The sequence below is a fragment of the Bradyrhizobium sp. genome (genome assembly GCF_049798375.1).
Taxonomy (GTDB): domain Bacteria; phylum Pseudomonadota; class Alphaproteobacteria; order Rhizobiales; family Xanthobacteraceae; genus Bradyrhizobium.
The window spans coordinates 1-6,913 of record NZ_JBARGP010000053.1 but is presented as its reverse complement, the minus strand read 5'-3'; the positions used below and the strand labels follow the sequence as shown (position 1 = coordinate 6,913).

6 protein-coding genes and 2 pseudogenes are annotated in these 6,913 nt (G+C 64.3%); 4 read left to right on the top strand and 4 right to left on the bottom strand.

Annotated elements, in window-relative coordinates; translation table 11 throughout:
• The 4 genes and pseudogenes from WA702_RS01990 to WA702_RS01975 all read right to left on the bottom strand — a co-directional run.
• A pseudogene (locus tag WA702_RS01990) lies at nucleotides 1-458 on the bottom strand (copper resistance protein CopD); the annotation flags it as partial.
• Nucleotides 455-808: a copper resistance CopC family protein gene (locus tag WA702_RS01985; RefSeq protein ID WP_425108843.1), complete on the bottom strand. Its 354-nt coding sequence runs from the start codon at nucleotides 806-808 to the stop codon at nucleotides 455-457. The gene WA702_RS01985 and the pseudogene WA702_RS01990, both read right to left, overlap by 4 nt.
• Nucleotides 809-810: 2 nt before the next feature.
• Nucleotides 811-1,812 (bottom strand): hypothetical protein, encoded by a 1,002-nt coding sequence (locus WA702_RS01980; RefSeq protein WP_425108842.1) that lies wholly within the window; start codon nucleotides 1,810-1,812, stop codon nucleotides 811-813.
• A gap of 61 nt (nucleotides 1,813-1,873) precedes the next feature.
• Entirely contained in the window at nucleotides 1,874-2,245 is a 372-nt protein-coding gene (locus WA702_RS01975) for a DUF2946 family protein (RefSeq protein WP_425108844.1), read from the bottom strand.
• Nucleotides 2,246-2,973: 728 nt separating this feature from the next.
• Here WA702_RS01975 and WA702_RS01970 point away from each other — a divergent pair.
• From WA702_RS01970 to WA702_RS01955, 4 genes and pseudogenes are all read left to right on the top strand, one after another.
• Nucleotides 2,974-3,948: an alpha/beta hydrolase family protein gene (locus WA702_RS01970; RefSeq protein ID WP_425108841.1), complete on the top strand. Its 975-nt coding sequence runs from the start codon at nucleotides 2,974-2,976 to the stop codon at nucleotides 3,946-3,948.
• Nucleotides 3,949-4,073: 125 nt separating this feature from the next.
• Entirely contained in the window at nucleotides 4,074-5,093 is a 1,020-nt protein-coding gene (locus WA702_RS01965) for a sugar ABC transporter substrate-binding protein (RefSeq protein ID WP_425108840.1), read from the top strand.
• A gap of 9 nt (nucleotides 5,094-5,102) precedes the next feature.
• A complete protein-coding gene (locus tag WA702_RS01960; RefSeq protein WP_425108839.1) occupies nucleotides 5,103-6,605 on the top strand; it encodes a sugar ABC transporter ATP-binding protein in 1,503 nt (500 codons plus the stop codon).
• A gap of 12 nt (nucleotides 6,606-6,617) precedes the next feature.
• A pseudogene (locus WA702_RS01955) lies at nucleotides 6,618-6,913 on the top strand (ABC transporter permease); the annotation flags it as partial.

Here is a 6,913-nt window from a genome sequence, read left to right as displayed (position 1 = left end):
GTCCAGGCAATGGCTCCGACCAGGCCGAGCGCCGCGGCCAGCCGGAGCCGCCGCAGCCCAGCGCCGCCGCCGAGGCAGAGACAGGCCGCCAGCACCAGCACACAGAGCGATCGCGCCAGCATCACCTGCCCGAATTGCGTCTCGTCCAGCACGGTCCATAGCGTCCCCGGCGACATCGCCTCGCCGACAGACAGCCCGCTCATCGCTGCGGCCTGCAGGATGAACCAGGCAAGTCCGCTCGCAACGCTAACGAGAAGCGCGAGCCAGACAACGAGGCGCAGCCGCGGCGCGACCGCCAGGACCTGCGGCGCGGTGCGCGACGCCGGCATAAGCACCGCAGCGCCGAAGATCACCACGCCCGCTGTCACCGCGCTCGCGGCAAAATGCACCGTGCGCACGGCAACCAACGGGCCATCGAGCTCTGCACCGAACCAATCCATCGCGGCGCGTGCTCTCACTCACCGACCTGGAAGGTGAAATTGCCGTCGGTCGTATGAGTATCGACCGAGAGCACGTGCCAGTTGACGCGGTAGGTGCCGGCCGCACCGCCGCGCAACGATACCGACATCTGGCTGCCGCTGATGCGCGCCTTGCCGCTGTCGACGCGTTCGCCGGCGGCGTTCGTCACCGTCATCCTGCTGAAGGCGGGCTCGATCTTCTGCGTGAACCAAAGGGTCACCTCGCGCGGCGGCGTGGCCACCTTGTTGCCGACCCGAGGCTCGGCATGATCGAGTTCGGCATGGGCATGAGCTTGGCTCGCGACGAGCAGCAGCGCGAGCGCGACGGCGATAGACAGACTGCGACGCATGATCAATTCCCTCCAAACGGACGCGCTGGCGCGGCTGCATTGCCGAACAGCGGCCTGCCGATGCCGCGCGGGTCGATGTCATCCAGATAGAGGTGAAGCTGCGCGATCACGCCGACATTGCTGCCGCTCTGCCGGTTGATCGGAATCAGCGCCTCCACGCCGAACTGGTACTTGGTGCCAACCCAGATCACGCCGGGGTTGATGGTCCCGGTCGTCTGGGTTCCGGATGTCAGTGTATTCGCAACCGGCGTCTGCAGATTGGCCTCGATCAAAGGAACCATCCGATTGATGAACTCGGGCAGGCCGAGATCGATCACGGAGGCCTTCAGATAGGGCATGCTGTATTGAAGCGTGCCGCCCCAGTTCAGGACCTTGGGATGAAATTCGGTGTCGGCCGTGGGCGCCCCGCTGTCCGGATCGATGCCGAAGGTGGTGGTCGAGCCGCGCCCGGGGATGGCGTAGCCGACCTGCCCGGTCACCGCCACCGGACGCAACCAGGAGATCGTGTCGGGCAGATCGCCAAAACCTTTGCCGAAATAGAGCGTCGGTGTGTAGGTGTTGAACGGATCGGCGCCGACATTGGTCGCGCCGGTGCCGCCCCACTCGACGCTGAGCCCGACCGACATCACGAACTCATGTGCGGGGTCCTTGAACACCCTGTACTTGAACGTGGTCTCCAGGTTCTGGAAGCCGTTGGCGCCTGGGACAGTCGGATCGGTCTGATTGAGGAAACTATAGGTTGCTCCGAGCGCGATCGCGAAATCCTCGGTGATCCGCTTCGAGACCTCGCCGGACACGTCGTGCTGCCGGACCGGTGGATTGTCACCGGTCTTGAAGCTGTCGACGGTCGGCAGGGTCAGCTCGTCATTGACGCCGGGATCGTCAATGCCGAGCGTCGCGGGAAAGAAGCGGTTGCCGACGATTTCGTGTGCGAGGCTCGGTGTGAGCGGCACGAGCGCAACCATGAGCCCGTAAAGGCCCACACGCCGCGGACTGATAGACATGATGATCTCCGCCGATGCACCCGACATGAAACGGTGATTACGGCCGTTGGGCCGCTACGCTTCACACTGACATCGGCGGAGCGCGGGCTTTCGCATTGGAGCCGATGCGCGACGCCGTGAGCACAAATGCGCCGGCATGCCAGATGACACGACGGGCTTCCAAAATGGGAACGGCGAAGATGGCGGGCTGCGGGGCGTCCAGCGCGGTGCCGGCCTGCGCGGCACAGCAGAGCACGCAAACCTCGTGAACGTGCCGTCCGCCGTGATCGTCATCAGCGGGAGCGCTGCCCGACTCGCTATGGCAGATCTCGAGCCCGCGCAGCGGATCAGACGCGGCAATGGCAGCCGTCCACGCCGCGCCGATCGGTGCGAACATCTGCACCATCAGCGCGATCAGCAGGATCGGAAAAAGTCCGCGCAGCCGCTGCCGCATCAAAGTCCACCAATTCAACGTCACTGTCGTACGCTCGCGAGGTGGGCGAGTCGAGATCGTGCCGCAGCTCGACCCACTTTTGACGCGAGACCGATGCAGCGCGGCCACGCGAGGACCGGCCGTCTGCCTTAAATTTATTCCCTCAAGGATCGCGGCGGACTTATCCTACCATATTACCTTCAATTAAGTAATGTGACAGCTGAAATATTCCGGCTCCCGGCCGCTTCGCGATCATTTCGCAAACTGCGCGAATTTTGAACAATCGTTGCTGAAAAGGATGACAAGCGTAAAAAGATCGTCTACCAATTCGGGCTCAGGCTGACGCGCTCGCCGAAGTCTGGTGGTCCAAGTCTCGGGAGGAACCCTGGCGCGCAAAAGCAGCGTCAACCCGCCAAAGAAGATCAAATCTGAACTAGCGGGACTACAAAGGGTCGACACAATTTTCCGAGCAGGGCCCGCGCCCTGCTCATTTTTTTGAGCAGGACGGGGAATGGAGTGCGCCGCGTCGCATATGGCCGATGGCCTGTGAACGCCGTGTGAATGCGCCCGCGCTCACGTCGACGCGCCGTTCTTGTCCACAACGTTCTTGTCCACAACGTCGTCGATCTCATCTTCGCTCGGCCGTCCGTCAATGCGATGGATCATTCCACGTGCGTCTTTATCAAGACGTGAAACGCGCGGCACAAAATGCGCACCGTTGAACGTCCCGCTGCACCGGAGGCTGCCTGATGCGGGCTCGCATTATCATGGTTCTCGCGGTCGTTATCAGTCTCGCGCCGACACTGACGAAGGCCGCCGGATGGCAGAGCTTCGAAATCCCTGCTGACGCCGGCAGTCCCGCGCTGCGCGGTGCGGTCTGGTACCCTTGCGCGCAAGCGCCGACGGATGTCGTGGTCGGCCCCTTCACTCTACCGATGGTGAAAGATTGCGCGCCACCGTCCGGCAAGCACCCGCTCATCGTCGTCTCGCATGGCCGCGGCGGCACGCTGCTCGGCCATCACGACACCGCCGAGACGCTGGCCGACGCCGGCTTCATCGTGGCGGCGATCAATCATGCCGGCGACACGGCGCGAGTCCTCGGCCATTCCAACGATCTCTCGATCTTCGTTACGCGGCCGGCCCAGATCAAGCGCTTGATCGATTTCATGCTGGACGGCTCGCCTCTCGCAGCCAACATCGATTCCGGCCACGTCGGCTTCTTCGGCTTTTCCCGCGGCGGCTACACCGGACTCGTGCTGGTCGGCGCCAATCCGGACTGGAACGCTCTGCGCTGCAACCAGCAGCCCGCCAGCCCGCTCTGCCGCCAGATCGCAAACGGAGACATTCCGCGCGAGCCTGTCGTCCACGACAGCAGGATCATCGCGGCCGCGATCGCCGACCCCCTGGCGATCTTCTTCACCGCAAAGGCCAGGAGCTTTGCCGACGTGAAAGTCCCGATCCAGCTCTGGGCATCCGAGCGCGGCGGCGATGGCGTGCTTCCCGAAGCCGTTGCCGGCGTCGACAAAGGGCTGCCGGCTCCGCATGACTATCACGTCGTGGCCAATAGCGGCCATTTCGCATTCTTCACGCCCTGCCCGTCCACCCTGACGACGTCCGCGCCGGAGATCTGCACCGATGCGCCGGGCTTCGATCGCGCGGCATTCCACAAGACCTTCAATGCCGCGCTGCTGGATTTTTTCCGCCAGCATCTCGGCGGCTCATGACCTCCTGATGAATGCAGCGCACAACATCCGGCTGTAGCGGGATGCAACGCGTTGTGAAACACTATGTGTCCTGGCGGCGCGATCAACGACACCGCCAAACAAACAATGTGAACAGGGAGCGAGTAATGTCCGGGACGGAAAAATCCACGACGCGACGCGATCTTCTTCAGGCGGCCACTGCCGCGGGCACGGCGGCGGCCCTGCTCGGCAGTTTCGGCATCAACCCGGCGCTCGCAGCCGAGCTGAACCGCTCCGAAAAGCCGCTGAAGGCGGCATTCTCCAATGCCGGCCTGCAGGCGACCTGGTGCGCGCAGGGCAAGCAGGCCGCGGAATCCTGGGGCAAGCTGTTCAATGTCGAGGTCACCTGGTTCGACGGCCAGCTCGACGCGGTCAAGCAGCGCGCGGCGATCGACAACATGGCCTCGCAGAAATGGGATTTCGTCGCGATCCAGGCTTTCGGCATCGGCACGCTGACCCAGCCGGTGCAGAAGATGATCGACGCCGGCACCCCGGTAATCGACATGGACACGCTGATCGCGCCGCTCGACCAGATCAACGTGCATTCCTTCCTTGCCCCGGACAACGAGTTCATGGGCGCCTCGGTGACGCAGGCGCTGGTCACCGCGCTGAACGGCAAGGGCAAGATCATCATGACCCAAGGCGCGCTCGGCCATACCGGCGCACAGGGCCGCGCCAAAGGCTTCAACTCGGTGGTCAAGCAATATCCGGGCATCGAGGTGCTCGACACCCAGCCGGGAGACTGGGACGTCTCCAAGACGGCACGGCTGTGGGAGACTTATCTCACCAAATATCCGGAGATCGACGCGGCGTTCTTCCATAATGACGACATGGCGCTCGCCGCCTACAACATCATGAAGGCGCATAACCGCACCAAGATCCTGATCGGCGGCGTGGATGCGATGCCCCCCGCAATCCAGGCGGTTAGCGAGGGCCGCATGTTCGCGACCGTGCGCAATCCCTCCTGCCGCATCCATGGCGGTGCGATCGTCGCCGGCGTCGCCGCGGTCACCGCCGGCGAGAAGAGCGGCCAGGGCATTCCGAAGAGCGTGGTTACCGATGGCCCCGTCGTGACCAAGAACAACGCGGCCGGTATGCAGTGGATGGAGGATCACTTCCTGATCTGAGTTCGTGCCATGCAAAGCCGCACGCCTCTTCTCGAGCTGCAGGATATTACCAAGGCGTTCGGCGGCGTGACGGCGCTGCGTGGCGTCGACTTCACGCTTCTCCCCGGCGAGATCCATGGTCTCGTCGGCGAGAACGGCGCCGGCAAGAGCACACTGATGAAGATCATCGCCGGCGTGCATCATGAGTTCTCCGGCCGTTTCCTGCTCGACGGCCGCGAGCACCGCTTTCGCTCGACCCGCGATGCCCGCGCTGCTGGCATCGCCATGGTGCATCAGGAGCTCTCGGTCGCGCCTGATCTCACGGTGGCCGAGAACGTCTTTCTCGGCACTCAACCCACCAACCGCTTCGGCCTGGTGCAGTGGCGACGGATGGCGCGCGAGGCGGCCGAGCAGCTCAGGAAGCTCGGCATCGAGGCCGACCCGATGGCCCGGCTCGGCGATCTGCCGATCGGGCTGCAGCAGCTGATCGAGATCGCGCGGGTGCTATTCTCCGGCGCCCGCATCATCATCCTGGACGAGCCGACCTCGGCGCTGTCGCCGCCCGAGGTCGAGCGTCTGTTTATGGCCTTGCGGCGGCTGCGCGACCAGGGCACCGGCATCGTCTTCATCTCGCATTTCATCGAGGACATCCTCCTGATCTCGGATCAGGTCACGGTGTTCCGCAACGGCCGCAAGGTAATGGAGACCTCGGCCGCCGCGACCAGCAAGGCGGCGCTGATCGAAGCCATGATCGGCAAAGGTCGCGACGCGCTGGAGGAGACCTATACCCACGACATCACGCTGTCGGCGCCGCCGGCCGGCCAGCCCGTCGTGGTCGCAGCAGAGGAACTGTCGCTGGCGCGCAGCCTCAAGCGCGTCTCGTTTTCGGTCAGTGCCGGCGAGGTGCTCGGCGTCTATGGCTTCATGGGCTGCGGCCAGCTCGAGCTCGCCCGCATCCTGTTCGGCAAGCTGGCTCCCGATGCGGGCCGCCTCGTCGTCGCCGGCCAGCCGAAGAGCTTTCACAATACCGCCGACGCCCGCCGGGCCGGCATCGCCTTTGTGCCGGAGAGCCGACGGGACATGCTGTTCCACCAGGAGCCGGTCTACAAGAACGTCTCCGTCAGTATCCTCGACCGCATCGGTGCGCTGCTGCTCAAGCCGGCGCGCGAGCGCTCGATCGCCAAACACCAGGTCGAGCAGCTGCAGATCCGTCCCGCCGATGTCGAGATCGATCTTGGGCTATTGTCCGGCGGCAATCAGCAGAAGGTGGCGCTGGCGAAATGGCTGACCCATCCGCCGCGGCTCCTGGTGCTCTGCGAGCCCACCCGCGGCATGGATGTCGGCGCCAAGAGCGACGTCATCGCAATCGTCCGCAAGCTGCGCGACCAAGGCATCGCCGTCATCGTGCTCTCGACCGAGCCCGAGACGGTGCTGTCGCTCGCCGACCGTATCATCGTGCTGAAGCGCGGCGAGGTGGTGCGCGAATTTGTCGGCGAGACCATCAGCAAAGACCGTCTGCTCGAGGCGGCATGAGGAGAGACGGCGATGACCAGTGAAGGCGTGCCGATATCCGAGGCCCCCGCGCGTCGGAGCGGCGGGATCGCGGCGATGCTGCGCTCGCAGATGCGCAACATCGCGCCGTTCCTCACGCTGATCTTCCTCAGCCTGTTCTTCGCGATCGCGAGCCCATCGTTCGCGACCATCGACAATGTCGGCAATATCCTCACGCAAGTGTCGGTCACCGGCATCATTGCCGTCGGGCTCACCTTCGTGATCCTGTGCGCCGAGATCGACCTGTCGATCGCCAGCATCGCCAACGTCACCGGGATCGCGGTGGCCTA